Here is a 1,858-nt window from a genome sequence, read left to right as displayed (position 1 = left end):
CGATGTCGCCAATCGCGCGCAGGGCGAAGGAAACGATCAGCACACCGAGGATTCCGTTATCCGGACGCGGCACGCTGGTGGCGACGTAATCGAGCACCACGTTGAAGAACAGATAAATCGCCACCGCCACTGCCACCGAGACCACCAGCGACCGTGCGACCCATTTGTTGACGAACAGTTGCTTGAGCGTGAACGCCTGCTGATCGGCCTGAAACCGCTTGGCCAGCACCGGGATACCGACCACCGCCACCACCGCATACGACAGCGCTTGCAAGGTGTTGGCTGCCGACCACGCGTACACGTATTTACCGAGGCTGGCATAGGGTTCCAGATCGACGATCAGAAAGCGCTCGGCGTACTGACTCAAGGCGATCAAGCCAGTGCCGAGATAGAACGGCAACCCGGCCCTCCACACGGTAGCGGTGGCCAACGGCCCGGCCACGCGGCCCTTGTGCACGTTCACCACGATCAGGTAACCGGCGACGATAACCAGCACGTTGGCGGCGACCCACAGCCACAACACACTGGCGATCCCCGGCACCCAGCCGAGCATCATCCCGCCCACCGCCAACAGCGCCCACAGACCGGTCTTGATAAAGAACAGCAACGCGCCGGCGGTGGCTTTCTGCGCGGAAAAGACGAAGGAGTTGATTTCGAATGACAGGTGCTCGGTGAGCAGCACCAGCGTCACGCAGAGGATCAGCGCAACCGTCGCATCCACCGTCTGGAACAGTGAGTAAATCAGCACGGTCAGCACCGACAACACCAGTCCCACCGCCAGATACAGCAGCAGGACCCGGTCGACCACCCGCCGCGAACTGCCGCCGACGCTGATCAGCCGGTTGATCTCGGAACTGAAACCGACGCTGTAGAACTTCGACGCGATCAACGACGCGGCGACCACCACACCGTAAAAACCCAGCGCCTCATAACCGAGGTAATGAGTGATCGCCAGCACCAGCAAGAACTTCGCGCCTAAGGCTCCGCCGCGAAGCAACAGCCGCAATATCATCGAACGATACCTTTGATGATCTCGTCCATGGCCACGGTTTTTGCCTCGATCTCGCGGCAGGTGTCGGTCAGGCGCTTGCCGAAATCGGCCAGTGCGTTCGGCTTGTAAACCGTGTCGATGATGGTGTCGACGTTGATGTCGCCGCCGTTGATCACCCAGTCTTCGACACCCATGTCCTGATAGGCGCCAAAGCCTTTGCGCTCGTAGCTGATGTGGTACGCCGGCACGCCGGACAGCAGCGACTCAATGGCACCGTGCAGGCGCACGGAAATCACCAGGTCCGGCTGGTATTTGGCAATCGTCGCCTTCAACGACAACAGGTCTTCGGTGATGCCCAGTTCGCGATAGAACGCACCGTCATCGTTGCCACGCACGGCACTTTGTACAGCGCACACCACTTTGCTTTTGTTCTTCAGGCGCTGCAGCAGCAGCTTCAGGTTGGCCACGTAGGCGACTTTCTTTTCCTTGCTCCACTCCGGCGGCTTGCGCAACACCACGCACACTGTGGCCGGAGACGCGGCGCAGCGGGTGAACTTCGGTTGCGCAAGGATTTTGCTCGCCAGCGACTGCACGGCCAGGTCCGGTGCGCGGTAGACGTTTTCGCAGGCGTCAAACATTGCCGAGGAACGATTGTCACGGACAAACACCGCGTCTGCGCTGGCGTAATGTTCGACGATCTTGCGGCTCTCGCCATGGAACGGACCGATGCTTTGCGGCAGGTACACCGACGGCACTTTGCTGAGGATCGCGGTTTCCAGTTGCTTGGCGTGGCCGAGTTTCAGCTTGATGTGTTCGAAAGCGCTTTTGGAGCGCATGTAGCCGCCGCCGACGCCAACGATCAGGTCG

Annotated in this window: 2 protein-coding genes; both read right to left on the bottom strand. The window is 60.4% G+C overall.

Translation table 11 applies throughout. The features are described 5' to 3' along the window. Positions 1–1,012 (bottom strand): phosphoribosylaminoimidazole carboxylase (locus tag DBR24_RS08730; RefSeq protein WP_128614512.1); only part of this gene is annotated, 1,012 nt, incomplete at its 3' end. Next, a partial coding sequence (locus DBR24_RS08725; RefSeq protein WP_256591349.1) for a polysaccharide pyruvyl transferase family protein occupies positions 1,009–1,858 on the bottom strand: 850 nt, incomplete at its 5' end. The genes DBR24_RS08730 and DBR24_RS08725, both read right to left, overlap by 4 nt.

It is taken from the genome of Pseudomonas sp. HMWF006, from assembly GCF_003061205.1.
In the GTDB taxonomy this organism is placed as follows: Bacteria; Pseudomonadota; Gammaproteobacteria; order Pseudomonadales; family Pseudomonadaceae; genus Aquipseudomonas; species Aquipseudomonas monsensis.
This window is presented reverse-complemented; position numbering and strand designations above follow the sequence as displayed.